24 protein-coding genes and 1 riboswitch are annotated in these 25,292 nt (G+C 49.1%); of the genes, 6 read left to right on the top strand and 18 right to left on the bottom strand.

Annotation, left to right across the window (positions count from 1 at the left end; genetic code table 11):
• Nucleotides 1-38 precede the first annotated feature (38 nt).
• A complete protein-coding gene (locus EDM55_RS08815) occupies nt 39-989 on the bottom strand; it encodes a phosphate ABC transporter substrate-binding protein (protein WP_092270880.1) in 951 nt (316 codons plus the stop codon).
• 160 nt (nt 990-1,149) lie between these two features.
• On the opposite strand from EDM55_RS08815, the gene EDM55_RS08810 reads away from it, so the two are divergent.
• Nucleotides 1,150-1,344 (top strand): DUF378 domain-containing protein, encoded by a 195-nt coding sequence (locus EDM55_RS08810; protein WP_092270875.1) that lies wholly within the window; start codon nt 1,150-1,152, stop codon nt 1,342-1,344.
• A gap of 73 nt (nt 1,345-1,417) precedes the next feature.
• On the opposite strand, the gene EDM55_RS08805 is transcribed toward EDM55_RS08810, so the two are convergent.
• The 5 genes from EDM55_RS08805 to EDM55_RS08785 all read right to left on the bottom strand — a co-directional run bounded on the left by EDM55_RS08805 (nt 1,418) and on the right by EDM55_RS08785 (nt 6,448).
• Complete coding sequence (locus tag EDM55_RS08805; protein WP_092270872.1) at nt 1,418-1,963, bottom strand: GerMN domain-containing protein; 546 nt, start codon at nt 1,961-1,963, stop codon at nt 1,418-1,420.
• Nucleotides 1,964-1,975: 12 nt separating this feature from the next.
• Nucleotides 1,976-3,676 (bottom strand): N-acetylmuramoyl-L-alanine amidase family protein, encoded by a 1,701-nt coding sequence (locus EDM55_RS08800; protein WP_122960115.1) that lies wholly within the window; start codon nt 3,674-3,676, stop codon nt 1,976-1,978.
• A 201-nt stretch (nt 3,677-3,877) separates the two neighbouring features.
• Entirely contained in the window at nt 3,878-4,303 is a 426-nt protein-coding gene (locus EDM55_RS08795; RefSeq protein WP_092270867.1) for a hypothetical protein, read from the bottom strand.
• A 93-nt stretch (nt 4,304-4,396) separates the two neighbouring features.
• On the bottom strand, nt 4,397-4,654 hold the full coding sequence (locus EDM55_RS08790) for a hypothetical protein (protein ID WP_122960114.1): 258 nt from the start codon (nt 4,652-4,654) through the stop codon (nt 4,397-4,399).
• A 147-nt stretch (nt 4,655-4,801) separates the two neighbouring features.
• Nucleotides 4,802-6,448, bottom strand: a complete 1,647-nt coding sequence (locus EDM55_RS08785) for a peptide ABC transporter substrate-binding protein (RefSeq protein ID WP_122960113.1) — start codon at nt 6,446-6,448, stop codon at nt 4,802-4,804.
• A gap of 553 nt (nt 6,449-7,001) precedes the next feature.
• Between EDM55_RS08785 and EDM55_RS08780 the strand changes: the two genes are divergently transcribed.
• Nucleotides 7,002-8,201: a macrolide family glycosyltransferase gene (locus tag EDM55_RS08780; RefSeq protein WP_122960112.1), complete on the top strand. Its 1,200-nt coding sequence runs from the start codon at nt 7,002-7,004 to the stop codon at nt 8,199-8,201.
• Nucleotides 8,202-8,418: 217 nt separating this feature from the next.
• Here the strand turns inward: EDM55_RS08780 and EDM55_RS08775 are convergent, their stop codons facing one another.
• Entirely contained in the window at nt 8,419-10,047 is a 1,629-nt protein-coding gene (locus EDM55_RS08775) for a peptide ABC transporter substrate-binding protein (RefSeq protein WP_122960111.1), read from the bottom strand.
• 365 nt (nt 10,048-10,412) lie between these two features.
• Between EDM55_RS08775 and EDM55_RS08770 the strand changes: the two genes are divergently transcribed.
• The 3 genes from EDM55_RS08770 (at nt 10,413) to EDM55_RS08760 (ending at nt 11,240) form a co-directional block, all read left to right on the top strand.
• On the top strand, nt 10,413-10,637 hold the full coding sequence (locus EDM55_RS08770; RefSeq protein ID WP_092270853.1) for a TIR domain-containing protein: 225 nt from the start codon (nt 10,413-10,415) through the stop codon (nt 10,635-10,637).
• Nucleotides 10,638-10,722: 85 nt separating this feature from the next.
• Nucleotides 10,723-10,998 carry a hypothetical protein gene (locus tag EDM55_RS08765; RefSeq protein WP_092270850.1) on the top strand — a complete coding sequence of 92 codons (276 nt, stop codon included), beginning with the start codon at nt 10,723-10,725 and terminating at the stop codon, nt 10,996-10,998.
• Nucleotides 10,995-11,240, top strand: a complete 246-nt coding sequence (locus tag EDM55_RS08760) for a hypothetical protein (RefSeq protein ID WP_092270847.1) — start codon at nt 10,995-10,997, stop codon at nt 11,238-11,240. Before EDM55_RS08765 ends, EDM55_RS08760 begins: the two co-directional genes overlap by 4 nt.
• 92 nt (nt 11,241-11,332) lie before the next feature.
• Here the strand turns inward: EDM55_RS08760 and EDM55_RS08755 are convergent, their stop codons facing one another.
• The 9 genes from EDM55_RS08755 to EDM55_RS08710 all read right to left on the bottom strand — a co-directional run bounded on the left by EDM55_RS08755 (nt 11,333) and on the right by EDM55_RS08710 (nt 22,050).
• Nucleotides 11,333-12,157, bottom strand: coding sequence for a helix-turn-helix domain-containing protein (locus EDM55_RS08755; protein WP_092270844.1), 825 nt, complete (start codon nt 12,155-12,157; stop codon nt 11,333-11,335).
• Between the two features lie 139 nt (nt 12,158-12,296).
• Nucleotides 12,297-13,946: a peptide ABC transporter substrate-binding protein gene (locus tag EDM55_RS08750; protein ID WP_122960110.1), complete on the bottom strand. Its 1,650-nt coding sequence runs from the start codon at nt 13,944-13,946 to the stop codon at nt 12,297-12,299.
• A gap of 342 nt (nt 13,947-14,288) precedes the next feature.
• Complete coding sequence (locus tag EDM55_RS08740; RefSeq protein WP_122960109.1) at nt 14,289-15,134, bottom strand: MetQ/NlpA family ABC transporter substrate-binding protein; 846 nt, start codon at nt 15,132-15,134, stop codon at nt 14,289-14,291.
• 54 nt (nt 15,135-15,188) lie between these two features.
• Nucleotides 15,189-15,854 carry a methionine ABC transporter permease gene (locus EDM55_RS08735; RefSeq protein WP_092270833.1) on the bottom strand — a complete coding sequence of 222 codons (666 nt, stop codon included), beginning with the start codon at nt 15,852-15,854 and terminating at the stop codon, nt 15,189-15,191.
• Entirely contained in the window at nt 15,855-16,868 is a 1,014-nt protein-coding gene (locus EDM55_RS08730) for a methionine ABC transporter ATP-binding protein (RefSeq protein WP_122960108.1), read from the bottom strand.
• 110 nt (nt 16,869-16,978) lie between these two features.
• Nucleotides 16,979-17,095, bottom strand: a riboswitch (SAM riboswitch).
• 138 nt (nt 17,096-17,233) lie between these two features.
• The gene (locus EDM55_RS08725; protein WP_122960107.1) at nt 17,234-18,397 is read right to left on the bottom strand and encodes a Ger(x)C family spore germination protein; all 1,164 of its coding nucleotides are present in this window, start codon (nt 18,395-18,397) and stop codon (nt 17,234-17,236) included.
• The gene (locus tag EDM55_RS08720; RefSeq protein WP_122960139.1) at nt 18,378-19,508 is read right to left on the bottom strand and encodes a GerAB/ArcD/ProY family transporter; all 1,131 of its coding nucleotides are present in this window, start codon (nt 19,506-19,508) and stop codon (nt 18,378-18,380) included. Before EDM55_RS08720 ends, EDM55_RS08725 begins: the two co-directional genes overlap by 20 nt.
• Before the next feature lie 11 nt (nt 19,509-19,519).
• A complete protein-coding gene (locus EDM55_RS08715) occupies nt 19,520-20,971 on the bottom strand; it encodes a spore germination protein (protein ID WP_092270823.1) in 1,452 nt (483 codons plus the stop codon).
• 80 nt (nt 20,972-21,051) lie between these two features.
• The gene (locus EDM55_RS08710) at nt 21,052-22,050 is read right to left on the bottom strand and encodes an LCP family protein (RefSeq protein ID WP_122960106.1); all 999 of its coding nucleotides are present in this window, start codon (nt 22,048-22,050) and stop codon (nt 21,052-21,054) included.
• A 186-nt stretch (nt 22,051-22,236) separates the two neighbouring features.
• Between EDM55_RS08710 and EDM55_RS08705 the strand changes: the two genes are divergently transcribed.
• Complete coding sequence (locus EDM55_RS08705; protein ID WP_311133297.1) at nt 22,237-23,472, top strand: MFS transporter; 1,236 nt, start codon at nt 22,237-22,239, stop codon at nt 23,470-23,472.
• Nucleotides 23,473-23,819: 347 nt separating this feature from the next.
• On the opposite strand, the gene EDM55_RS08700 is transcribed toward EDM55_RS08705, so the two are convergent.
• Both EDM55_RS08700 and EDM55_RS08695 read right to left on the bottom strand, forming a co-directional pair.
• A complete protein-coding gene (locus EDM55_RS08700) occupies nt 23,820-24,692 on the bottom strand; it encodes an aldo/keto reductase (RefSeq protein WP_092270814.1) in 873 nt (290 codons plus the stop codon).
• A gap of 85 nt (nt 24,693-24,777) precedes the next feature.
• Entirely contained in the window at nt 24,778-25,209 is a 432-nt protein-coding gene (locus tag EDM55_RS08695) for a BrxA/BrxB family bacilliredoxin (RefSeq protein WP_092270811.1), read from the bottom strand.
• Between the last annotated feature and the right edge of the window lie 83 nt (nt 25,210-25,292).

Here is a 25,292-nt window from a genome sequence, read left to right as displayed (position 1 = left end):
CCACCCCTCTATTTTGCTTTATCATGCGGTCATGAAGCTTATTTTTGTGTTACTTTACCTTCTGCATCACGTTCTACTTTCATGTCAGTGATTGGCAGGAAGCCCAGATCGGTAATGGTTTTCTTTTGAACTTCATCAGACAGGATGTACTCGAGGAAAGCTTTTGCATTGCCAGTTGGTTCGCCTTTCGTGTACATGTGCTCATAAGCCCATACTGGATACTTGTTTGTCGCAATGTTTTCTGCATTTGCCTCTACGCCATCGAGTTTCAAAGCTTTTACCGTGTCATTGAAGTAGGAGAGTGCCAGGTAGCCGATTGCGCCAGGTGTTTCCGCAATGATTTTGCGTACTGTACCCGAAGAATCCTCGGTAATGCCTTCTGCTTCTTCTTTTCCGTCCATAGCAAACTTGTTGAAGGTCGCACGAGTACCGGAGGATTTCGGACGATTTACCAGGGTGATTTTCATGTCATCCCCGCCAACTTCTTTCCAGTTGGTGATTTTGCCTGTGAAGATGTCGATCAACTGTTGCTTCGTCAAGTTGTCTACTTTCACTTTTGGGCTAACAGCTGCAGCCATACCTACAACTGCCACTTTATGGTCGACCAGCTCGTTTGCTGGAATTCCTGATTTTTCTTCCGCGAAGATGTCGGAGTTACCGATCGTTGCAGCACCGCTTGCCACTTGGCTCAGACCTGTACCGCTGCCTCCGCCTTGTACTTGAATTTGTACGCCTTGATTCTTCGCCATATAGTCCTTGGCCGTTTGCTCAACCAAAGGCTGCAAAGCGGTAGAACCGACAGCTGTTACCGGTTCACCGGGAGATGTTGTAGTAGAACCCGAGTTAGCATCCGGTGCTGGTGTAGCTGGTTGTTCTGCAGCCGGTTGTTGTGCTGGAGCTGGAGCTGGTGCAGCATTGTTACTTCCACAGCCTGCGAGCAGCGCGCCCACAAATGTGAATGCCATAAACATTTTGCTGAGTTTTTTCATTGGATGAAAATCCTCCTTAAAGGGATCGGTTTGTTTTTTTCTCTCTTACAAGTACAAACTATACAGGTCGAATGTTGTTGTTTTGTGTTGCGATTGTTAAGCTTTTTTAAAGATGAAGCCTTCTTGGACAAATGACATTTTTACTGGAGGTAGACCGAGTATGAACAAATTTGTCTTGCTGCTTGTCATAATCGGCGCACTCAATTGGGGGATCTTCGGTCTTTTTCAAATCGATCTGATAGCCACGCTCTTCGGCGGTGCAAGTACACTGCCGAGCCGTATCGTCTACACCCTCGTTGGACTGGCGGGGATCTACGCCATCAGGTACTTGGTCGGCGATCGCGAAACTATCTGATCGCCTGCTCGCATAACAAAAAGCGGCACAGCCCGATGAAAATGGCTGTGCCGCTTTACTATGCGTTTTCTATTTAGTGATCCCGAGTCAGCGGTTCGGTAACATCCACATGACCCATCAAGGAGTCCACCTTTTTTCCGTCTTCCAAAATCACGATGCGCTCGACTTCATCGAATTGAAACAAAGCTTGCTTCAAAGCATCGAGTGCCATGGATTCGCCGCTCGAGCCCAGATTGTACTGGTTCTTGCTGTCCGCATCGATCGTCAAGGTTCCCTTATCAAAGGTAACCGAGTGATAGTGGAAGTCAGACCAGAGCGAGACATGCTCGTCCGGTTTTTGAGGCTTTGCCAACAGCTCGATCGTTTTTTTATACTTCTCGATATCTTCGGCAAAGGTAATTTCCTGCTTCTCCTCTTGCAATTCCATCAAATTATTATCGGAATAGTAAGCGGAAATACTTTGTTTGGTCAGCTTCGGCTCGTTAGTCGTTGGCGTTTGATTCGAGCCGGAGGACTGTTCGGCGCCAGTTGGCTGTGGCGCTGGCTCCGCCTTTTGACCGCAACCTGCGACGAGCGCAGTGGCCAGAACTGCCACCCAAATCATATGACGACGTTTCATCGAAAGCCTCCCTTACTGGTAAGACAAATAATATTCTCGAATAGCTGCTACAAGTGCCTGCGCAATCTTATCCTGAAAGGCAGGGTTGGTCAGCTTCGCATTTTCTGTTGGGTTGGAGAGGAAGCCTGTCTCTGTCAAAACAGCGGGCATCTTCGTATTTTTAATCACGTAATAGCCTGATGCCTTGTACCCCCGGTCAGTAAACCCGGTTGCCCCCTGCAGATGCTTGTGCACGACTTGAGCAAAGGTCTTGCTGTTCGCATTATAGTAGAAAGTCTCCGTACCACCTGCCGTCGGTTTTGGGAAAGCATTAGCGTGGATCGACAGGAACAGGTCGGCATTTTGCTCGTTTGCGATAGCGACACGCTCAGACAGCTCGTAAAAAACATCTGTCGTACGAACGGGAACCACTTGAAATTCCTTATACTGCTTGAGAAGCTCTACGACCTTATTGGAGACGGACAATGTATAATCCTTCTCGTGGTTGCCGTATGTGCCCAATGAGCCGGGGTCTTTACCGCCGTGCCCCGCATCGACGACAATCAGGAAGCCCGTTTTTTGCGGCTTCGCTGTCAGCTTCACCTCAAGGCCGTCATCCGTATACGTTACATTATACTGACTCTTCTGGTTCAGCTCAATGACGACCCGAACGGTGTCAGGCGATTGGCTGTACTGACTGTACCGAACGGAGGCGATCAACGGCTTTTCTTCAGGCTCGTCCGAAGCGGCAGCTTGTTCTGACTCGGTAAACTGCTCGGAATCTTCATCCAATGCTTCATCCTGATCTTCATCCGCGTCTACATCTTCATCTACAGATGCAGCTGTGTCGCGGTCTTCCACTTTTCCTACTGTCACAACTCCATCATCACTTTGACGGCTCAAATCCTGCAAATCGTCATCGAGCGTCGTTTGTGGCAGGTCGAGTACGATCCGGTTCGGGCCTTCCAGCACTAAGGATTGTGCCCGAATAGGCTTTGACGTGCCGATTCGCACCAGGTCGCCATCCAGGGAGACTTCCGTCATCTGGTTTTGGCGTTTGATCTCCAGTGAATTTTTGTTCTCATTCCAGGTAAAAGAGCCTCCCAGCTCTTTCTCCAGCTGCTCTACAGGAAGGACTAGCTGGTCATCAACGGTTTTTCCGCGCTCAGGTCTTTCCCATTGAAAGCCTTTCAGCCCCAATTGATCAGCAACCGCTTGTGCAGACGCGTACAGCGTGCCGTCCATCTGGTACAGACTAATCGCTTGCTCTGGTTTGTTGCCGTTGATTTCGACTTGTGGGGTTTCATTGGCAATGACCGTGCGAGTGCTGTTGTCCCATCCTACGGTAACTCCCAGTGACTCGCCTACAAAACGCAAGGGCAAAAGCATGCGCTGCTTGGAAATGACGGGTGCCGTATCCAGCTTCACTTGTTTGCCGTTTACTTGCGCCGTTTTGGAGTCGAGAGTGAGGGTGAGTTTTTGGCTTCCCCTCGTAATCGTTGCCTTTCGAGCAGCTGCGTCCCAGTCTACATCCGCACCAAGCCCTTCAGCGATGACACGGACGGGAACGAGAGTCCGACCGTTTTTAATCTCAGGCGGAACCTCTGGGGAAACAGCTTGTCCACCGATCATGAGGTTGACGGTCTCCTCCCCGGCACTGCTTGCCGCAGCCCACCCTGGGATGCACAGCAAAAGCAGCAGTGAAAGCAGCAGAGGGTACAATCGTCTTTTCATCCTGACCTCCTCCGTGATGTCGTTTGGTTTCGTTGGCTTCAGGAATTGAGCAACGTTCACCATTCTATTAGACGCTACTTGATCTGTAAAGTTTATAGGCTAATGGAACCAAAATCGTCACAAAATGAGAAAGACCGTCTTCACTCGACAGCGAGACAGTCTTCCACGACTCTGTTTCTCCCTTTTCGACAAGGCTTTGGCTTACCAGAACAAACCGCGTCTTTCCCTTCTACTGACCGTTTCCACCTGCTTGTTGCCCGTCAGCATGCTCAGACCACCATTTTGCAGGAATTGCTGGATCATGGACATCACGGCAGGGTTGGAGAGCACCTTGATCGAATCCGCGACCTTCGGGTTTTTTAGTTGTGGGAATGTGCTGCTCAGATGCGGCAAAAGAGGAAGCAGATCTTCTAGAGCAAATACGGGCTTCGCTTTTTCCGCTGCCTTTGGAGTAGTGACCGTCCTGCGCGGTCCGAACAGGATACTCCCCCGTCTTTGGCCGCCGCTTGGGCGTGAACTCAGCTTTCCCAGCGTGCTCTTCATTTCCTGTAGCTCTTGTCGCACCTGATTCATCTCGCGCATCATTTGCTCGTTGGTGCTGCTGTGCTCACGAGCCAGCTTGTTCATCGTCTCTAGCAGATGGTTTTGGGAGACGCCGGGCTTCTGTCTCTTTTTCGACTTGACTGCGATAGTCCCACCTCCCTCCCAGTTTTCTAACCGTTACTTGAAGCGTTTTTTCAGGTTGTTCAGATCATTTGCGTCGAATCCCTTTTTGGACAGCTTGTTCATCAGGCTACCTACGTTTTCGGTCTTCGCCATCGAGCGGAATTGGGCAACGTAGCGGTTCAGCTCTTGGTCCGTAAAATTTTTGCCCGACTTCTTGCCCAGATCACGAATCACTTCCTTCAGGCCAGCATCCGTCTTCAGCTTATCCTTTGGGATGGACTTCACAAAACTGAGCAGTTTTCCAATATCCATAGCGAATCCCCCTTAAATGACAGTTTGTTCCCTTTCACTCTATGTCAGGAGCCTTCTAATGGATTGGTCATCTGTCCATGAATCTGTAAAAAAACCTATAAAAAAAACAAAGCCCCGCTTGTAGGCAGGGCTTTGTCCTTACGTTTCTTATTGAGTGATGTCAGCGTTTTTATAGTCGATAGAACCGAGACCATCGATAACAATACCGGTAACTTTATCGTTTTGTACCCAGGAATCTGTGTAGAAGTAGATTGGCATGATCGGCATATCATCCATCAGGATTTGTTCAGCCTGAGCCAGGATTGCTTTACGCTTTTCTGGATCTTGCTCCAGAGCGGATTGGTTCAAGAGCTCTTTGTACTTCGGATTTTCCCAGTTGGTGTCGTTGTTGCCACCTTTTTTGTCTTTGTACAGCTCCAGGAAGTTGATTGGGTCGTTGAAGTCACCCAACCAGCCCATACGACCGATTTGGAAGTTGCCTTGGTGCAGGTCTTCCAGGTAAACTTTCCACTCTTTGTTTTCGAGCTTCACGTCTACGCCGAGATTTTTCTTCCATTGGTCTTGGATGGCTTCTGCGATCTTTTTGTGCGCTTCGGAAGTGTTGTAGGACAGAGTGATCGTAGGCAGCTTGGTGATGCCTTCTTCTTTCATACCTTCTTCCAGCAGCTTTTTCGCTGTTTCCAGATCGTTGTCTTTGAAGTAGCCGTCTGCTTTCAGTGCCATGGATGGTGGTACAGCACCCGTTGCAGGGATTTGACCTGTTTGCAGTACGTTGTCGATCAGAGATTGACGGTTGATTGCAAAAGTAAACGCTTTACGGATTTTCACGTTGTTGAATGGAGCTTTTTCGGTGTTGAATTTGTACCAGTAAGTACCCGCGATCGGTTGGGTTTTCATCTTACCGGAATCTTTCAGAGCTGGGATCGCATCTGTTGGCAATGCGCTGGTAGGTGCACCTGCCCAGTCGAGTTCGCCGTTGTCAAACATGGAAAGCTCGGTATTCTCGTCCTCTACCATGGAGAATTCGATCTTGTCCATTTTTACATTGTCTTTATCCCAGTAGTTGTCGTTTTTCGCCAGAACCAGCTTGTTTTTGTGCTCCCAAGCTTCCAGTTTGAAAGGACCGTTACCTACGTGAGTAGCTGCTTCAGCTGCCCATTTTTCGTTGCCTTCCACTACTTTTTGGTTCACTGGGTAGTACGTATAGAAAGCAGTCAGCTCCGTGAAGAATGGAGTTGGGTTTTCCAGGGTAACTTCCAATGTTTTGTCGTCTACCGCTTTTACGCCAACATCTTCAATCTTCGCTTCGCCTTTGTTGAATTTCTCACCATTTTTGATGTAGTACAGCTGGTAAGCATAGTTGGAAGCTGTTTTTGGATCCAGAGCGCGTTTCCATGCGAATTCGAAATCTTTCGCTGTTACAGGATCGCCGTTGCTCCATTTTGCATCACGCAGCTTGAACGTATATGTTTTGCCGTCTTCGGAAACGGTGTAGCTTTCCGCAGCGGCTTCGTGTACTTTACCGTCTCCACCAGCACGAGTCAAACCTTCAAATGCAGCACGAACGATTGTACCGGAAGTGGAATCTTCCGCGATACCAGGGTCAGCTGTAGGCGGCTCAGAGTGCAGGTTGATTTTCAATACTTTAGGACCAGCTGCAGGTGCTTCTGCTGCAGGTGCGCTTCCTTGGTTAGCGTTGTCCGCTGGTTTTGCTTCGTTGCTGCTGCCGCAACCTGCGAGCGCTGCACCAAGTACGAGGATGGAACTCATTGCTACGAAAACATTCTTTTTCATGCCATTTATCCCCCTTTTCTAAATCTTTTATCAATATACATCCTTTTATATTATTTTTAAACATGTTTTAGATTGATTTAATAAATTTTTATTTATTTATAAAGATAGTTAATCGATTATAAAAAATAATTTATCGAAAAAATAAAACGGAAAGAAATTCCTACTGGATAAAAACCGTAATAAACGCTGATTTCATGCGGTTTTTCTGCTGTATTTGATTTTCGTCAGACCCCTTGCAACTATTTACCACGCTAAGTATTCTTTTATAAAGAATAATCAACAATATATTCTGTCTACTCTGACCATTTATTGATTGCAAATGGTCACGGCAGCAAAAAGTTGAATTATAAACAAAAAAGAGCGCTCATGGCCCTTTACGCCCCTTTATCACCCATGCTTCCGAGACCGTCCACACCGAAAAACGCACTGGCGGCAGCAAAAAGTGCATGGTGTATAATGGAAGCAAAAAGAGACGCGGCTTCCTGCTAAATCGGTTGCCGCTTTGTGGTACCCTATAACGAAAAATATGTGCTGCTCATGAAAGGTGATGGCTATGGCACGCGTATTATTTATTAACGGAGGTTCCGAGGGGCACATCAACCCAACCCTCGGTGTCGTCCAAGAGCTGATCCGACGCGGCGAAGAGGTGGTTTATTTTACAGCGGAACCCTTTCGCGATCTCGTGGAGCCAACTGGCGCAAAAGTGATCACGTTTGATGTGAGTAAATTCATAGAAGCGTTCGTTGCCGGAGGGCGAAGCTTTTGGGGTCGAATAGGTGGCCTGCTGCGTACCGCCGATCTCATCATCCCCAGTGTTCTGGAGCAAACGCGCGGGCAACAGTTTGATTACCTCATTCATGACTCGATGTTTGGATGTGGACGTCTGCTTGCACAAATCCTGAACCTGTCGGCAATCAATTCGTGTACAAGCTTTGCCATGCAGCCAGAGGTCTTTGACGGTATGCGAGAGTCCCTCTCACGCCATGTTTCGGCAGAAGAAAATGAACGTGCGAGACAAGAATTCCTCCAGCTGGTCGATGATGTGCAGACGAAGTACAACGTGCAAGTCGGTTCCCCGTTCGATATATTTTGCAATCCAGCCCCGATGACAATCGTCTACACGGCAAAAGATTTTCAGCCCTATGGCGAGAGCTTCAATGAGTCGTACAAATTTATTGGCCCTTCTCTTGCTTCTCGTCCGCACGAGCCCTTTGATTTCTCTCATGTGAACAGCGATCATCTGATTTACATATCACTCGGTACTGTGCTCAATCAAGCCGTAGACTTTTACAAGCTCTGTTTTGCAGCATTCAGCGATACCAAGTACACCGTCCTGCTATCTATCGGAAAACAAACGCAGCTGGAGCAATTAGGAGACATTCCTGCGAATTTTATCGTTCGGGACTACGTACCTCAGCTCGAGGTTCTGCAGCACGCCAAACTGTTTATTACACACGGCGGCATGAATAGCGCCAACGAAGGATTGTACTACGGCGTGCCGCTGATTGTCATTCCTCTTGGCTCCGACCAACCGATTGTGGCCGGGCGCGTGACTGAAGTAGGGGCAGGTATTCAGTTAAATATGGAGGACCTGACTGCGGAGAACCTCAGAGAAGCTGCGGATCGCGTGCTTCAGGATGCCTCCATTCGAAGAGCCAGTGCAGAAATAGGCAAGTCGTTCCGTGAAGCAGGCGGGTATGAGAGAGCCGTCGAGGAGATTTTTGCGTATAAGCGCAGTCTCGGGATCGAGTGAGAAATAACAGCAGAAAATGATCAGCGGCGCGTCTGGGGCTTGATTTTCCAAGTCTTGACGCGCCGTTTTTTCGCGTTAGAAAACTTGGCTCCGCCATGCTTTTGGTGGAGCCTTAGTTGCACTTATACTGGCTAAGAATCTTATAAGTTCTTACTGTACAAAAAAAGAGAAGAGCCTCTCAGCCCTTCTCTCGCTTGCGCCATGCGCCAGTATGCTCTTATTGAATGTCTGCCCATTTCCAGTCGATGAAGCCCAGACCGTCCACAACGACTCCTTTTACATTGTCGTTCTTCACAAAGGAGTGTGTATAGAAGTAGATTGGTGCAGCAGGCATTTCGTCCATGAACAGTGTTTCTGCTTCTGCCAGGATTTGCTTGCGTTTTTCTGGATCTTTTTCCAGAGCGGATTTGTTGAGCAGCTCCTGGTACTTTGGATTTTCCCAGTTGGTGTCGTTGTTTCCGCCTTTTTTGTATTTGAACAGCTCCAGGAAGTTGATCGGGTCATTGAAGTCACCCGTCCAGCTGGAACGTGCGATCTGGAAGTTACCTTGGTGCATGTCGTCCAGGAATACTTTCCACTCTTTGTTCTCCAGCTTCACATCAACACCGAATGCTTTTTTCCATTGGTCTTGGATCGCTTCTGCAATTTTCTTGTGGCCTTCAGAAGTATTGTAGGAAAGAGTCAGGGTAGGCAGCTTGGTGATGCCTTCTTCTTTCATACCTTCTTCCAGCAATTTTTTCGCAGCCTCTACATCGTTGTCTTTGAAGTAAGGCTTGTCTGTAACCGCCATGGTTGGAGGTACGATCCCCATCGCTGGCTGTTGGTTTGCTTGTGTTACGTTGTCAATGATGGTTTGACGGTTGATCGCATAAGCAAATGCTTTACGGATTTTAGCATTATTGAACGGTGCTTTTTCCGTATTGAATTTGTACATATACGTACCCGCAATCGGAACGGTTTGCATTTTACCGGAATCTTTCAGAGCCGGAATGGCATCAGTAGGAAGTGCGCTCAGTGGAGCACCTGCCCAATCCAGATCACCGTTGTCGAACATGGACAGCTCTGTATTTTCATCCTCTACCATAGAGAAATCGATTTTGTCCAGTTTTACTGTATCTTTATCCCAGTAGTTTTCGTTTTTCACGAGAACCACTTTGCTTTTATGCTCCCACGTTTCCATTTTGAAGGGTCCGTTGGCTACGTGTGTTTTTGCTTCGCCAGCCCAGTTTGGAGTGGACTCCACTACTTTTTGGTTCACTGGGTAGTATGTGTAGAACGCAGTCAGCTCGAGGAAAAATGGCGTTGGGTTTTTCAGCTTCACTTCCAACGTTTTTTCGTCTACTGCTTTTACGCCTACGTCTTCTGCTTTTGCTTTGCCCAGGTTGTATTCCTCAGCATTTTTCAGATAGTAGAGCTGGTACGCGTAGTTGGATGCTGTTTTCGGATCCAGAGCGCGTTTCCAGGCAAATTCAAAGTCTTTTGCAGTGACAGGATCGCCATTGCTCCATTTGGAATCACGCAGGTGGAAGGTGTAGGTCAGGCCATCTTCGGATACGTCGATTTTTTCAGCAACGGATTCGTGTGGTTTGCCATCTTCACCAATGCGAGTCAGACCGTCAAAAGTCGCGCGCAGCAGTGCGCCGGAAGTAGAATCCTCCGCCAGTGCTGGGTCCGCTGTAGGTGGTTCACTGTGCAGGTTCATACGGAGTACTTTTGGACCTGTTTTTTCTTCATTGGCAGCTTGTCCGCCTTGTTCGCCGGCTTTGTTATCTCCGCCGCCACAACCAGCCAAAGCTGCACTCAATACGAGAATCGAGCTCATTGCTGCGAATACACTTTTATTCATAGTTTTTTGACCCCCTCTAATGTACGTAAAAAAACCTCAACTGAGGCATGCTCAAAGGTGAGCGACCGCATCCTGCGTTTCGAAAGCGGTTTCGCTTTAGAGTTCCTACGCGGTAAAACCAGAAGAAAAATTCGGGCGACCGCAAGCTACAAAAACAATATACAATATTTTTAGTCATATTAAATTGAATTTAACTTTGTTTAATTATGTTTTATTCGATCATCAAATTATGTAAAGGGAAATAAATAATGTCTTTGCCATTTTCAGTATCCCTCCCAGCAAAAAATCTATGCAAACCGCTCTCCTTGCTCTAAACTAACAGCAATACATATGGAAAGTATTGGTTGCAGGGAAGGAGTGGCAGCATGGGCCATCGGCAAAAGCCAGAAATTTTCATCGGTTCCTCCGTAGAAGGTCTCCCCGTCGCTTACGAAATTCAAAACGCACTGGAGCACGATGCCGACTGTATCGTATGGCCGCAGGGAGTATTCGAGCCAGGCAGTGTCACGTTGCACGATCTCATCGGCATGACCAGACAAGTGGATTTCGCCATCTTTGCCTTTACACCCGACGACCTGACACGCTATTGAAGCTTTTCCCTGCGAAAATCGGTTCTGCGTGCCATCTCATTCGCCGTCAGCTGCAAAAGCTGGGGCCGATCCAGCAGGGTGTGTTTTGGAATACAATGGTAGTAACCCACAAGATCGCAGTTATGTTGTAGACTCATTCTTAAGCAATCAAAAAGTGATTTCGTACACCGGAAAAAAGTACGGACATGAAAAAGAGCTGATTCTCAGCTTTACGGTTGCGAAAATTTTCGTCTTTACGATTCATCTGCTGGCCAAAGACATCTCGCTTGCGCTGCCTGAAATCGCAGACGAGCTGATTCGCATCAATGAAGATCTCTTTTATTACTTTGAAACCATTCTCGAAAGGGGAACCCTGCCATGAACTCTCGAAAAGCGCATGCACACATGACAGTAGCCGGCCGAGTCAGACCCGTTTCCAGACACGTCTCTCGCCAAGTATGGCGTTCGCTTTTGGCACAGCGCGCGAGAAAAGTTCACGGACAAATTCCTCCTCTCCAAGGTGTGATTTATCACAATGGACCTTCTGTGCTGGATCCGGAGGAAGGCATCGTGGTCATCGCGACGAAGGAAGCTGGTTTCAAGCGCCCCCGCTACATCGGTTAATGATTTTGCTCGCAAAAAAATAAAGCAAGGCCTTCCCCAGGAGATTTGCTCCTTCAGGAAAGCCCTGCTTTTTTTGTTTTTCTCTGCCTCGCCTATGTGCTTGGCGTAGTAAGATTTTCTCGTTGTTGTCTATACTCCTCAGGCGACATTCCAACGACGGACTTGAAGTCGCGGATGAAATGCGAGTGATCGTAATACCCCAGCTCCATTGAAAGATCCAGCCAATCGGCAAGTTCCCCCTTATCAATGCGCAGTGCTGCTTCGTGCAGCCGATATCGTTTGATGACAGATTTAGGACTCACCCCTACGTATCGATCAAACAGTCGTTGCAAAGCACGCTTATTCATTCCCGTTACCCGAACGGCATCCTCTACCCTGATCACGCTCCGGTCATCTCGAAAGGCCATGACCATCTCGTGAACGAGGGAGACATTCGGATCTTTTTCTGGCAGGCGTTCCGACAAAAATGCTTCTGTCCGGCTCAACATAGACTGATCATCGGGCGCGGATAAAATAGATCGCTCCCAGCTCCTTCTTTCGCTCCCAAAGACATCCTCCAATGAGGCAGAACGATCAGTCAGGCTCGACACCGGGGCACCCAGAAACGGATAAAAGCCGCCGGGCTTGAATTTGATGCCGATCACCCATCCATGATCCTGCACCACACGTACCGACGTAGACTTTCCTACGCCATAGATGCGTGTATTGCTCTCCTCGAATACCAAATTGACGTTCGGGTGTGCAATAACCGTCTGGTGATACGGCTCCTTCCCCCGTAAATCCCAACGGACAATCCAATAATGCTGAACGAAATACTCCGTCTCCGCCGAAGGAGCGTACCTCATGAGAGAAAATTTAGAGTCATTACCAGCCAAATGAAGGACACCTTTTGGCAGTTCATTCACGGCTTCATTCACTGGGAGCACCTCCTGGCGACGTCTTTTCTTTTCCAAAACATTCTGCCTTCCTTAAGAATAGTCGTTGGCAGAAATGATGACAATTCTGTTTTGGAAACCGCACAAGAGGTGCTCCGTTCAGTGTCCCGTAATCATGTCTTTACGGCAGCATTTCTGCCCACTTCAAATCGATGAAGCCGAGGCCATCTACCTGCACGCCTTTCACTTTCTCGCTCTGTACCCATACGTCCACGTCTGTGAAAAGAGGAATCAATGGCATCTCATCCATGAAAATCTGCTCTGCCTCAGCGAACAGCTTGGTGCGCTCTGCCGGATCTTTTGCGACCGCCGATTGCTGCAGCAGTTGTTTGTATTTCTCGTTTTCCCAGCCGGTATCGTTGTTGCCTGTATTTTGGTCGCGGAACATTTCCATGTAGTTGATTGGGTCGTTAAAGTCCGCATTCCAACCGATTCGCCCGATATCGTAGTTCAGCTCGTGCATATCCTGCAGGTGTACCTTGAACTCTTTGTTTGCCAGCTTCACATCAATTCCCAAGCCCTTTTTCCACTGATCCTGCAAAGCCTCCGCGATCTTCTTGTGGCGATCTGTCGTGTTGTACGAAAGTGTGATCGGAGGGAGCGAGGTCATCCCCAGCTCTTGCAGTCCCTCTGCCAGCAGTTGTTTTGCTGTCGCGACGTCATTGTCCTTGAAGTAGCCGTCTTTTTTGATGATCATCGATTGCGGCAGCATGCCCATCGTCGGCACTTGCCCGACCTGCGTGATGTTATCGACGATCTCTTGACGGTTCACTGCATAGGATAGCGCCTTGCGAATCTTGGCGTTGTTCAGTGGCGGCTTCGTCGTATTCAGCTTAAACCAGTACATGGTCGCTTTTGGATGTACCACCAGCTTGCCGGATTCCTTCAAAGACGGAATGGCATCGGTAGGCAGTCCCCCGAGCGGTTGACCCGCCCAATCGAGCTCTCCATTTTCAAACATGGACAGGGCCGTGCTGTCGTCCTCGATCATCGCGAATTCAATCTTGCTCAGCTTCACGACGTCCTTTTCCCAGTAATTTTCGTTTTTCTCCAGGACGATCTTGCTCTTGTGCTCCCAGCTCGTCATTTTGAAAGGTCCATTCCCCACATGCGTCGCCGCTTCATTCGCCCAGTTCGGATTGGCTTCCACTACCTTTTTGTCAACCGGATAGTAGGTGTAGAATGCCGTCAGCTCGAGGAAAAAGGGAGTCGGATTCTCGAGGGTGACCTCCAGCGTCTTGTCATCCAGTGCCTTCACGCCCAATTCCTCAGGCTTCGCTTTTGCGGTATGCACTTTTTCTGCATTCTTGATGTAGTACAGCTGATAGGCGTATTCCGCCCCCAGCTTCGGATCCAGCACGCGCTTCCAGGCGAATTCAAAATCGTGCGCCGTCACCGGGTCGCCATTGCTCCATTTCGCATCCCGGATGGTGAACGTATAGACGCGGTTGTCGTCGGATACCTTGATGTCAGACGCCATGGATTTCATCGGCTTTGAATCTTTGTCCAGACGCGTCAGTCCGTCAAATGTGGCACGCACGACCGCACCTGAAGTCGCATCCTTTGCCAAACCGGGGTCAGCAGTGGAAGGCTCACTCGTCAAATTCGCGCGGAAAACTTGCGATGCCGGATCTGCTGCCGGTGTCGCGGGTGCCCCCGACTCCTGCTGGGATGGTTGCACAGCAGACGGCTGCGCTCCTCCAGAACAGCCAGCTACCAACGTCCCGACAAGCAAAAGCAGACCAGCCAGCTTATTCATTTTCTTTTTCATGTGAATGTTCCCCCTTCTCTAACAATTTCCTAATTCCACCAAAATATACTTTACTGACGGAGGATTTGAGAATGGGGTTTGGATAGATTTCATTTAATTTTATGAATATTTATACAATTATTTAAAAAAATAAACCCAACCAGTCACTAGGGACCAATTGGGCTTTTGTTTAACGTGTAGGAAATTATAAGCGTTTACGCTTTTAATTTTCCGGAGCGCATGACGAAGTGCCTCAGCGTCCGCTTCTGGCATTACTTCGGTAAAACTGTCCGCTAAAACGCGGTCGCTCCTCCATGAAATGGCCTCGATAGAGGTTTTCTTATCCTTCAATTAAAGCATTCTTTAAAATGCTGGTACGATCGCACCTTTGTACTTCTCTTCGATGAACTGCTTCACTTCAGGAGAGTTCAGTTCTTTTGCCAGCTTTTGCATCGCTTCGGAATCCTTGTTGTCAGGACGAGCTACCAGGTAGTTCGCGTATGGAGATTCTTTATCTTCCAGAATCAGAGCGTCAGTCGTTGGAACCAGTTTTGCTTCCAACGCGTAGTTGGTGTTGATCAGCGCCAGGTCTACTTCTTCCAGTACACGTGGCAGCATAGCAGCTTCTACTTCTTTGAACTTCAGGTTTTTCTTGTTTTCTACGATGTCTTTTACGGTACCGCTGATCCCTACGCCCTCTTTCAGCTTGATCACGCCGTTTTTCTCCAGAAGAGCCAGCGCGCGGCCGTTATTGGTTGGGTCGTTTGGCAGAGCGATTGTTGCGCCATCAGCCAATTCTTCGATTTTCTTGATCTTTTTGGAGTAGCCGCCGAATGGCTCGATGTGAACCGCTACTACCGGCTGGAGATCCATTCCTTGGTCTTTATTGAACTGTTCCAGGTACGGCTTATGCTGGAAGAAGTTTGCATCCAGTTGTTTTTCGTTTACTTGCACGTTTGGTTGCACGTAATCGGTGAATTCCTTGATTTCCAGGTTTACACCTTGGTCTTTCAGTTTTGGTTGGATGTATTTCAGGATTTCCGCATGTGGAACTGGAGTTGCTCCGATGTTCAAGGTTACTTCTTGTCCACCTTGGGAACCTTGTGCGCCACCTTCAGCCGGTGCTGGAGTTGCTTCTGGTTTGCTTCCGCAAGCTGCCAGAGAGAAAGCCAATACAGTAGACAGTACGGATACTACTAATTTCTTCACGGAAAAATCCCCCTTTTTTTGTCTGTGCTTTTTCAAAATGTATATGGAAAGATCTTACTTGCGGCTGAATTTCAAAACCAACCGATCCCCAAAGGACTGCAAGATCTGAACCAACACGAGCAGGATAACAACGGTGACGATCATGACGTCAGTCTGGAAGCGTTGGTAGCCGTAGCGGATCGCCAGGTCACCCAGACCGCCCCCACCGATAACACCCGACATCGCCGTGTAGGATACGAGAGTTACTGTCGTAATGGTAATAGCTGCGATCAAGCCGGAGCGTGCTTCTGGAAGCAATACATTCCAGACGATTTGCCAGTTGGAAGCTCCCATCGACTGAGCAGCCTCGATCACTCCACGATCCACCTCACGCAGCGACGTCTCCACCAGTCTGGCAAAGAAAGGCGCTGCCCCGATGACCAGTGGCGGGATCGCGCCAAGGACACCAAGGGAGGTTCCTACGATCGCCTTTGTTACTGGAATCAACAGGATCATCAAAATGATAAAGGGCACGGAGCGCAGGATGTTGACCACAATCGATGCGAACGAGTAAAACGCCCGATTCTCCAGAAGCTGGCCTCGCGATGTGAGAAACAGGATCACACCAATCGGCAAACCGATTAATACGGCGAACAGCGTCGAGAAGCCCAGCATGGTTAGTGTTGCCCCGGTTCCTTCCGCTATTTCAGACCAATCCACATTTTCCAGTGTCAATCCCATTTAAATCACCTCCACTTCAAGACCACGCTTGCGCAGGGTTTCAATCGCATGCATGCTTTGCTTTTCGTCGCCTTCCAGCTCGACAACAAGCTGGCCATACGGCGTATCCTTCATCCGTGAAATCGTTCCTTGCAGGATGCTGAAGACTGTCCCCGTTTCCTGCATGGTTTGGAACAGGATCGGCTGATACGTCTGCTCTCCGAGGAAAGTCACGCGGGCAATCGTCCGGCTTCCGGTTGCTTTTTCGTGAGCAACGGCTTCACGCAGCTCGGTGGAATCGGCCACCTGCTCTACAAATTCCTGCGTAGTCGGATGCTTCGGCTTGAGGAAGACCTCCAGCACTTTTCCCGACTCCACGATGCGGCCTCCGTCGATGACGCCTACGCGGTCGCAAATCGAACGGATCACGTGCATTTCATGGGTGATCAAGACGATGGTCAAGCCCAGCTTGCGATTGATATCCAGCAGCAAAGCCAGAATGGAGTTGGTTGTCTGCGGATCAAGTGCAGAGGTAGCCTCGTCGCACAGAAGCACCTTCGGATCATTCGCCAAGGCACGGGCAATCCCGACGCGCTGCTTTTGACCGCCAGACAGCTGAGACGGAAATTTGTCTCGATGAGCTTCCAGGCCCACCAGCTTCAAGAGCTCGTCCACTTTTTTGCGGATTTCCGCTTTAGGACGCTTCGCCAGCTTCAGTGGAAACGCTACATTATCGCCAACGGTTGCAGAGGACAGCAGATTGAAGTGCTGAAAGATCATTCCTACCTGACGTCGCTGCTCCTGCAGCTTCTGATCATCCAGCTTGGTCAGCTCTACACCATCAACAATGACTTCTCCGGATGTCGGACGCTCCAACAGGTTGATACAACGAATCAGCGTACTTTTCCCCGCACCGGAGTGTCCGATGATCCCGTAAATTTCTCCCTTTTCTATCTTCAAATCAATCCCGTGCAGTGCAGGAATCGTCTTTCCCTGTACTAGATAGTTTTTTTTCAGATCGCGCAATTGAATCAACGAATCCACCTCCCTCTTCCTTACTCCTTACTTCTATTACGGAAAAATAAACGACCCCTTTTTCACAAACGAAAAAGGGGCTGCAACGTCTATCACGTTCGCATCCACCCTTCTCATCTATCAAGATCCATGCAATCTTGTAGGAATTGGCACCGCGACTTCCATGTACGACATGGGCCGGTTGCCGGGCTTCATAGGGCCTGTCCCTCCGCCTCTCTTGATAAGAAAGATTTCCACGTATATTATGTTCATATTTTGCATTTCAATGATTTGCGAATACAAATCGGATTATATCCCTTTTGAAAAACTTACGTCAATAGAAATAGGAGGAAAAAGGTTTTTTTATAACACAACGCCGTTGCAGACTAGTTCATTACACCGTTACGGATGATGGTAGCGTCTACCTGAAAGCGAAAAGTGGCCTGCTTGATCATCTTGCGCCATTCCTCCACGGTCATTTCCTCCATCCCACGGCGGTTCGCACGATAGATGATCCCAAATCCAGCCGTGTCTACATTCATATCCTGCATTTTTTTCACGACCTGAAGTAGCTTCTCCTCCAGCTCTTTTTCCAGTTCTCGTTCCATGATCTGCAACACGTCACTTTTATCTACTTTCAACGGCATGGTCAGTTCTAAAATCCGTGTATCCAATTTAATGCTGACATCAAAATGAGCGGGTGATGCATTCGTTAATTTGATCGTGGATTTAGAAGAAATCGTGTCAAAAACAAGATGTACCTCTTTTTTTCTGTCCTTTTCGTGCAGGGTGTACTTCCCGAACACTTTAGCAGGCACTGCCGTGTCGTAGCTTCCGATTCTAAAGTTGCCGTGGATCAACTTGATCAGGAATGCTTCCTTGGGCGTGATCCAGCCCACGTAGCGATCACCCTGAAACAGCGCTACTCCTTTGATTTCAATCTCGTTTCCTTTTCGTACAACGTAAGGGAGCTGCGGGTCAATCCCGTGGTCATAGTAAGCACGAAAAAATTCATGCATCGTGGTCGAGGGGATTTTCTCGCCTTTTACATTTTGTTCGATCATACGGTACATGTAGATACCGATGTCCCCCAGTTCCTTGTATGGATACGTTAACAAATCGTAGGTCGAGCCTTCGTACACACATAGGTACAGCCTACTGGAGATGGACGGGTCCCGATAGAGAGTGTCGACGATGTTTCCCAATCCCTGTTTCGCCAGGGCTTCATTATAGAGTGCCACACGCAGCTGTCCACCTAGCACCCGCTTATCCGACTGTAAATTTGCTTTGTCTCGAATCCCTTTGCTCGTCTTCCCTACCGTGGAAATCAACTGGATTTTTTCCTTTGCCTCCGGATTGATGGAGGGCATGACGATCGTCCCACGGATATTTCCATCTTTCTCTAGATCATAGCCTACTACTGTCACCAAGCCTGTCTCGTCGAAAATTTGTCTGTCGGAACAGCCCGTGACCAGCAGGATTACGGAACAGCATAGCTTCAGAAGCCTTCTCCTGCTTGCCCCGGTCGGACTATTTTGGAACGTTCGCATCTGTAGCCCCCTCCTTGATGCGCCTTCTTCGCTGCTTCCATTTGACAAGTACAAACAGAACGAGTGGGTACACATAGGCTGCGTACAAGCCTATCTTGGAATAGAGGTCATTGAGTTGATTAATCTGATTCCGGCTTACCAGGAGCAAGCATATGACGTAAATGACTGGCAGGATCATTACCACCGTTTTCCTCAGACTCCAGCCAAAGAGACGCTTGAAGCCGCGTGCCGATGACCAGATATACACCATAATGTTAGGGAGAATCACGAGCAGCCAAATAGAGATGGCGATCAGCTCAAACCTCTCCAGAATAGGAAAATAGACCATTTTCTTCAAATTGAGGGTTGCCCAGATCGTCCTCATGAGCTGCCCTTGGCTAAAAAACACCAGGGATACGATCATCACGAACGTATAGATAAGATTGGTGACGAGTACTCCCGTCTGGACACTTCGAGATAGCCTCTCCTTATTCTGAACATACGGATAGATGACGTACAGAATCTCAAAACCGATGCTGCTCAATGTCATACCGAGCATACCCCTGAATAATTGCTCTGCATTCACCTCCAGAATCGGGAACAAATACTCCCACTGTGCATACTGCAACGGATAATACAAGTCACAGACGAGCCAGATGGTCGCACTTACAGAAAAGAAGGTGTACCCTGCCACCACCCTGATTCCACCCATGATCGTGTAGATCGCGAGGAACAAAATAATCGCAGTCAACACCCAGGTCGGCAGATTAGGGAACATCCAGGTTTGGACGACCTCAACATAGGTCCGAAGTATGAGCGTAGCGGACAAGAAAAAATAAATCGCGTACATCACTCCCAAAGCGGTACCTAGCCACTTTCCAAATATATCGACCTGAATGCCATAAATATCTGCATTTGGGTAACTCTTCAGCGTATGGGTCATCGCCAAAACGATCAAATGGGTAGCGAGTCCTGCCAGCACGACAGCAATCCAGGCATCGTGTCCGGCTTCCTTAGCAATGATCCGTTGATAACCTAATACGCCAACACCGATCTGCGTCGCATGAACGAGAAATCCCGCCAAGTACGCCGATATGGTATTCGTCGGTTTTATCGTTTCGTTTATGTTCATGTAGACCTCGCTCACTCGTCGATGTCTTTCTTCATTTGGCCCTGCTCCCGATTAAAGCGTTTTTTCTGCTGCGGATTGAAAAACTTGAAGCGCAGCCATAGAGAAGACAGTGGGGCTCGAATAAATCCATCCTTCCAATCTTCAAAGCGAACCGGATAAAGGGGATACATGTAAGGACGCCCCAAACTGGTCTGACGGAGCAAATGACTGGCAAGAAAGCTGAAGCCAGCCACAATTCCCATCGCACCAAGCAGCCCGGCCAATAAAATCATCGGGAAGCGAATCACCCGAATCGTTGAGCCAATCATGTAGCTGGGCGCAATAAAGGAAGATAGAGCCCCAAGCGCTACAATGATAATGAGAATGTTGCTGGTAAACCCTGCTTGAACGATCGCCTGGCCTATTACGATACCTCCCACGATACCAATCGTCTGGCCGACCTTCGTTGGCAGCCTCGCTCCGGCTTCGCGCAGCAGTTCAATAATGATTTCCATCAAGAGCGCCTCCCAAAGAGGGGGAAATGGTACGCGCGATCGGGACTGTGCCAGCGAGAGGAGCAGGTCGGCAGGTATCATTTCGTAATGATAGGTGAGAGTAGCTACATAGACGGGCGTAAGCAATAAGGAAAGGATCATAGCAAACATCCGCATGATCCGGTTAAAGGTAGCCAGAACCCAACGCAGGTAGTAATCATCCGGGGACTGAAAAAACTGTAACAAGGTAGTCGGCCCCAGCAGGACAAACGGGCTTCCCTCTACCAAAATCGCTACCTGGCCTTGACGCAAGCCATGGATAACCCGGTCTGGCCGTTCTGTCTGCTGCAGCGTGGGAAAAAGAGAGCGCTCATTATCTGTAATATATTGTGCCAGGATACTGGAATCCAGGTGACTGTCAACGTTCAACTCCTGTATGCGCTGGCGTACGGTATTCACATTTTCCGGATCTACAATGTTCTCGAGGTACAGGACAGAAATATCGACCGGTATTTCCGTCCCTGCCACCAACCGCTCATGAAACAGATGTGTAGTCGGCATGTACTTTCGAATGATGCATAGATTGACATTGAGCTCTTCGACAAATGCAATCTGGGGACCCAGGACGACAGATTCCACCTCGGGAGCCTGGATGCTCCGCCCGACCGTGCCGTCACTCGGTATGGCAAGCCCGAATGCTGCCCCCTCTACGTGTACATAGATAGCGTTATGGATCATCCGGCTAACGGCTTCCTGGACTTCGTAAACCCGGTTGCTGCTTGCCACTCCCAGCTGTTTCTCCACTTCGTCTATCCCGACTGTTTCCAGCGGAAGTAGACGGAGCTTCGGGATCAACTCGTTGTATACAATACTCGCATCTGCCAAGGTGGACAGATAGTACAGACGCACACGGCCATTCGGCTTATCGATGTGCTCTACGACCAGGTCTCCTGTATTGGACAACCACTTGCGCGCCATTTCCTGATCCATCCATGTTCACCCCCATGCCTAGCAAATCATGGTTAGTCTTCCCCCCAAAAATCCATTTTGGTTCAAAAAAAACAGCACGCTCATTGTGGCGTGCTGCTCGTAGTGGAATCTTCCACAGTTGTATTGGTTTGGGTGGATGGTGGCTGAAGCGTTTCTTGGATGAAGGCTTGGACCTGATCTACATCCGGTACGAGGACAGAGCCTGCTCGGTGGGATTCTCGAAACATCCCCATCGGTGGCAGCTGGTACTGCCCTGGACTTTGCGTATTCAGATTGAGTCCCAGCGCAGATAGCTTCAACATATCCATCGTGCTGATATTCGTTTGGACGTAAGGTGTCACTTCTTTTAAGATCGAAGGCAATTGCAGCAGCGTAGTCCCTTTTTTCATCTGATCAGCTACTGCGGCCAGCAATTTACGCTGACGTTCGGTACGGGTATAATCGGAAGTGGCATCATGACGGAAACGGACGTATTGCAACGCCTTGTTTCCATCCAGCTGTTGGAGGCCCTTCTTCAGATTGATGTCATAGACACCTTTGTCCGTTGGATCATGGTAATACATGTTTTTCTCTACATCCAGCTCGACACCGCCTACCGCATCGATCAAAGCTTTAAATCCTTCAAAGTCGGTAATGACATAGCGATCCACTGGCAGGCCTGTGAATTGACTGACCGTTTTCATGGCCAGCTCCGGCCCCCCATCCACGATGGCAGCATTGATCCGGGAACTGCCGTTTCCCGGGATGTCTACATACGTATCACGCAAAATCGAGAACAAATCAAACCGCTTCGTGACAGGATCGACGCTGACTAGCATCATGGAGTCCGAGCGTGGCAACCCATTGTTCTTCATCCCTCGGCGGTCTACACCCATCAAGAGAATATTGACGCGGTCGTTGCCGTCCCACTGCGGAATCTCGGCTGCCTGCGTCGCCGCTCCACCGTCTGGCGGCGGCGGTGTAATGACATTCGGCTCTTGGATATCTTGTGCAAACTGATAAAAGGAATACCCGTAGTATCCTGCCGATACGGCAACTACTACAAGCACGATTAACAACATTCGTTTCCATATTCGCATATAGAATAACTCCACCTTTAATCTCTGTATCGATAGTAATTCGACTCTCCGCTTTGTTTAGTATACTCGAAACCACGGAAAGTGGAGCAGCCTTTATTTGGTTTGATAGGCAAGGTTATTTACTAAACATTTTTATTTACAATGTATTTTAAAATAGATATACTATTCCATATCTTACCGTAAAGGATGAGTCCCATGTTCTCTCCTCCCTCACTCTTACAACGCTACCCGCGAGAAGCTTTGCTGTTTTTGGTGGCTAGTTTTATCAACGCTTCCGGAAGCGCTTTCATGTGGCCGTTGAATACGCTGTATGTACATACGGTCCTGCAGCGCTCCATGACAGAAGCAGGCTTTGCTCTCATGCTGCAGTCACTTGCCGGAATCATCGGTCAATTTATAGGAGGCTCCCTATTTCATCGACTCGGTGCCAAGCGACTCATCGTAGGCGCTTTGCTATTGCAGGGCTGTATTCAGCTGGCAATTCCCTTTTCCCAAAGCTGGACAATCTACTTGGCTCTGATGATCGGCCTGGGCTTTACCTTTAACCTCTCCTCTCCGGCGATTCAAGCCTTTATCGGATTTCGCTGGAAAGAGCAGCGCCGTGAGTTGTTCAATATTGTGTATGTGAGCAACAACTTGGGAATGGCCATTGGTACATCGCTTGCTGGCGTAGTGGCTGCCTTCTCCTTTCAGCTGACATTTCTGTTGAACAGTGCCAGTACCTTGCTGTTTGCCCTTTTCTTTTTCATTTTCATGAAGCATATTTCGCATAAGGAACTGGTTGGCGATTCGGCAGCACAAGCAGAAAAGCGAAGTGGGAAAGAAACGCTGCAGCTCTTGTACCGGTACCAGCTGTACCTGTTCATGGCGCTGGGTGCTGGCTTTATCTTCTTTTCTACCACTGTTTGGAATACGGGGGTAGCTCCGTACTTGACGGGCTTGGGTATGCCTCTTGCCGCCTACAGCTGGCTGTGGACGATCAACGGGATCATCATTTTCGCCGGTCAGCCAGTAACTACCCAAATCAAACGGCTGCTGAAACAAAGTCTGTCCGCCCAGTTGGTGACGAGCGCCGTGCTTTATGGTACAGGATTTGGTTTCATGCTGCTCTTCCATAATAGTTACGTCGCGTTTATTTTCGGTATGATTATTACTACCTTTGGCGAGATGCTGATTTCTCCGACAATCCCTACCTTTATCACGGAGAAAACTGGGGAAACAGCTCCGTTTTACCTGGGAGTGGTGGGTGGGATCACAGCCCTCGGGCGACTGCTCGGCCCACTCGCGATGGGGTACATGTACGATCACGGTGGTGTAGGGCCAACACTGCTGCTCGCCACAGTCGTATCCTTTACATCGGTACTGCTTTGCTTGATGCATGCTTCCCTACATCGGGCGAAACGTGGGTCTGCGTCGCATTAGCGGTGAGATGGTTTTTCTGGGATTGAAAAGAACTGTGCATTTTTAAGTTCCAGATCAGACGAAGCTTTTCAAACGGGGGCGGAAAAGCATGTTTCCGGGCGGAGCGACTGTGGAGTCCTACCTAGCGGAGCCATGAAGACCAAGGCATCAGAATCGCTACCCATGAATACTCTGCTAAGCGACTCCACGTTTAGCGATTCCCTCGGGATCATGGCGCAGCGGTCAGTCTTCGCTTCCCCGTGGACGTAGCCCGGAGCGCAGCATGGAAACAGGCTTTTCCCCACCGCAGCCACATCCTAAAAAAGCAAAAAAGCCCATCAAAATCGATGGGCTTTTCCACTTTGTATCTACCACTTCAACTCAGGCAGCTGATACCATTCGCCTGCCATCCACTCGCGGGCTTTCCAGCGGAGGACATCCGGTCGGACAAGCGGCATGATTTCCTGAAATAGCTCTACCCGTTCGATGTCGTTCATCGGAACAAAACGCTCAGCTGCGGCGAGATCAGCCTCCAGCTCGTCCATTTTGCTCACACCCAATATCGAGGTCGTCACTGGCAGACTCCAAGTGTAGCGCAGAGCTTGTTCAGTCCATGGAGCCAGCTTGCCAAGCCCCATCACCTTCATTCCGATTACGGCGACACCCTGTTCGACGGCTTGCGGAACGAAATCGTGCGCGAAGCTGTAGATGAAGTGATCCAGTGCAGACAAGGCGACAAGCGCGCTGTCAAAGGGGTAGCGGCGAATGGCCTGCGCCAAGAGGCGTGGATCCGTATGGCCGCTGATGCTGATTTTGCGGATCAGTCCTTGTTCCTTTGCTTCGATCATTGCCTCGAGTGCACCACCCTTGGCAAAGATCGATTCCAGGTCGTGGGGCTGCATGATGTTGTGCATTCGCCATTCGTTGACATAGTCGGTCTGGAGACGCTTAAGGCTACCTTCCAGATCCTTGAGGGCCAAATCGCGGGTACGCCCGCCCGTTTTAGTCGCGATCCACACCTTGTCGCGCAGTCCTTTCAGCCCTAGACCGACGCGTGTTTCAGACTGCCCATCGCTATAGCTGGGAGCTGTATCGAAATAGTTGACCCCTGCCTCCACTGCGCGGCGAATGATCGCGATGGCTTCCTCTTCCGTGCAGTCATGCTCATCCACAATGCGTTGTGCCCCAAAGCCCAGCAGCGATACCTGGTGTGGGTCTCGTCCAAACGAACGGGTCTGCATCCTACAATTTCCCCTTTCCACTAATTCAAAACAAGACGCCCGTTAGCGAGCGTCTTGGGTATCTAGCATTTGTTTTTGCCTTCGCTTAGTTGCCGTAGGTTTCGTACGCGTTTGTCAGCAAGTTTGCGATGGTTTGCAGATCGTTGTTTTCGATCTGATGACGCTCGATCATGGTCATGATTTTACCGTCTTTCAGGATTGCAAAGGACGGGGAAGATGGCGGATAGCCTTCGAAGTATTCGCGAGCTTTCGCAGTCGCTTCCTTATCTTGGCCCGCAAATACAGTGAAGATGTTGTCTGGCTTAGTAGAGTGCTTCAACGAATGAACAACTGCCGGGCGCGCCAGTCCAGCCGCACAACCGCAAACAGAATTAACGGCTACGAGTGTCAGACCTTTTGCGTTTGGCAGTGCCTGTTCTACTTCTTCCGGTGTGCGGAGCTCTTGAAAACCATTGCGAGTCAGCTCATCGCGCATAGGTTGGATTACTTGGCTCATATATGCTTCATAAGACATCATGGGGCAACCTCTCCTTTACATATCATGTTATTCCCTTACTTACTATTATACCCGGTTCATCACCGTTGGAGAATCAAGAAGTG

Origin of the sequence: Brevibacillus centrosporus, from assembly GCF_003710815.1 — a bacterium.
GTDB classification, from domain to species: domain Bacteria; phylum Bacillota; class Bacilli; order Brevibacillales; family Brevibacillaceae; genus Brevibacillus; species Brevibacillus centrosporus.
Note: the sequence above shows the minus strand (reverse complement) of the source record. Positions and strands in the feature narration are given on the sequence as shown.

Bases quoted from the DNA above. Each gene is read 5' to 3' on its own strand.
- EDM55_RS08815 (WP_092270880.1), bottom strand. From the start codon at position 989: ATGAAAAAACTCAGCAAAATGTTTATGGCATTCACATTTGTGGGCGCG.
- EDM55_RS08810 (WP_092270875.1), top strand. From the start codon at position 1,150: ATGAACAAATTTGTCTTGCTGCTTGTCATAATCGGCGCACTCAATTGG.
- EDM55_RS08805 (WP_092270872.1), bottom strand. From the start codon at position 1,963: ATGAAACGTCGTCATATGATTTGGGTGGCAGTTCTGGCCACTGCGCTC.
- EDM55_RS08800 (WP_122960115.1), bottom strand. From the start codon at position 3,676: ATGAAAAGACGATTGTACCCTCTGCTGCTTTCACTGCTGCTTTTGCTG.
- EDM55_RS08795 (WP_092270867.1), bottom strand. From the start codon at position 4,303: ATGAACAAGCTGGCTCGTGAGCACAGCAGCACCAACGAGCAAATGATG.
- EDM55_RS08790 (WP_122960114.1), bottom strand. From the start codon at position 4,654: ATGGATATTGGAAAACTGCTCAGTTTTGTGAAGTCCATCCCAAAGGAT.
- EDM55_RS08785 (WP_122960113.1), bottom strand. From the start codon at position 6,448: ATGAAAAAGAATGTTTTCGTAGCAATGAGTTCCATCCTCGTACTTGGT.
- EDM55_RS08780 (WP_122960112.1), top strand. From the start codon at position 7,002: ATGGCACGCGTATTATTTATTAACGGAGGTTCCGAGGGGCACATCAAC.
- EDM55_RS08775 (WP_122960111.1), bottom strand. From the start codon at position 10,047: ATGAATAAAAGTGTATTCGCAGCAATGAGCTCGATTCTCGTATTGAGT.
- EDM55_RS08770 (WP_092270853.1), top strand. From the start codon at position 10,413: ATGGGCCATCGGCAAAAGCCAGAAATTTTCATCGGTTCCTCCGTAGAA.
- EDM55_RS08760 (WP_092270847.1), top strand. From the start codon at position 10,995: ATGAACTCTCGAAAAGCGCATGCACACATGACAGTAGCCGGCCGAGTC.
- EDM55_RS08750 (WP_122960110.1), bottom strand. From the start codon at position 13,946: ATGAAAAAGAAAATGAATAAGCTGGCTGGTCTGCTTTTGCTTGTCGGG.
- EDM55_RS08735 (WP_092270833.1), bottom strand. From the start codon at position 15,854: ATGGGATTGACACTGGAAAATGTGGATTGGTCTGAAATAGCGGAAGGA.
- EDM55_RS08725 (WP_122960107.1), bottom strand. From the start codon at position 18,397: ATGCGAACGTTCCAAAATAGTCCGACCGGGGCAAGCAGGAGAAGGCTT.
- EDM55_RS08720 (WP_122960139.1), bottom strand. From the start codon at position 19,508: ATGAACATAAACGAAACGATAAAACCGACGAATACCATATCGGCGTAC.
- EDM55_RS08715 (WP_092270823.1), bottom strand. From the start codon at position 20,971: ATGGATCAGGAAATGGCGCGCAAGTGGTTGTCCAATACAGGAGACCTG.
- EDM55_RS08710 (WP_122960106.1), bottom strand. From the start codon at position 22,050: ATGCGAATATGGAAACGAATGTTGTTAATCGTGCTTGTAGTAGTTGCC.
- EDM55_RS08705 (WP_311133297.1), top strand. From the start codon at position 22,237: ATGAGTCCCATGTTCTCTCCTCCCTCACTCTTACAACGCTACCCGCGA.
- EDM55_RS08700 (WP_092270814.1), bottom strand. From the start codon at position 24,692: ATGCAGACCCGTTCGTTTGGACGAGACCCACACCAGGTATCGCTGCTG.
- EDM55_RS08695 (WP_092270811.1), bottom strand. From the start codon at position 25,209: ATGATGTCTTATGAAGCATATATGAGCCAAGTAATCCAACCTATGCGC.